1 protein-coding gene is annotated in these 751 nt (G+C 69.0%); it reads right to left on the minus strand.

The window, feature by feature from the left end:
- Positions 1 to 731 (minus strand): acyltransferase domain-containing protein (locus NLI01S_RS24840; RefSeq protein ID WP_263363349.1); only part of this gene is annotated, 731 nt, incomplete at its 3' end.
- Positions 732 to 751: the final 20 nt, after the last annotated feature.

Below are 751 nucleotides of genomic sequence, written 5' to 3' on the forward strand. Positions count from 1 at the left end.
TCGAAGGCATAGGTCGGCAACGCCACCCTGTCGGCCCCGGCGAAGCGCCATCGCACGGTCGCTCCGGCGACGTGCAGTGTCGCCAGCGCGGACACGAACGCCTGCTCCTCCTCGCGGTTGCGGCGCAGCGCCGGAACCACGACCGCGCCCTCACCCAGACCCTCGCGGGCCATCGCCGACAACACACCATCCGGCCCCAACTCCAACACCTTGGACACCCCGGCCTCACCCAGAGCAACCACCGCGTCATGGAACCGCACCGGACACCGCACCTGCTCCACCCAGTACTCCGGATCCTCCAAACCGCCGACCCGCCCAGTCACCGTCGACACCACCGGAATCTCAGCCGGACACAACTCCACCCCGGAAACCACCTCCGCGAACCCGGCGAGCATCGGCTCCATCAGCGCCGAATGAAACGCATGGGACACCCGCAACCGCTTCGACCCCGCGAAACGGCCCGCGACCTCCTCCACCGCATCAGCGAACCCCGACACCACCACAGCCGAGGACCCGTTCACCGCGGCGACATCCACACCCTCCACCAGCGCCTCACGCACCTGGGCCTCGGTAGCACGCACCGACGCCATCGCACCGCCCTCAGGCAGCGCCTCCATCAACTGCCCACGAGCCACCACCAACCGGGCAGCATCCGCCAACGAGAGCACCCCCGCCACATGCGCGGCAGCGAACTCCCCCACCGAATGCCCCACCAGGAAATCCGGACGCACCCCGAACGACTCCACCAACC

The sequence above is a fragment of the Nocardiopsis listeri NBRC 13360 genome, from assembly GCF_001570765.1.
In the GTDB taxonomy this organism is placed as follows: domain Bacteria; phylum Actinomycetota; class Actinomycetes; order Streptosporangiales; family Streptosporangiaceae; genus Nocardiopsis; species Nocardiopsis listeri.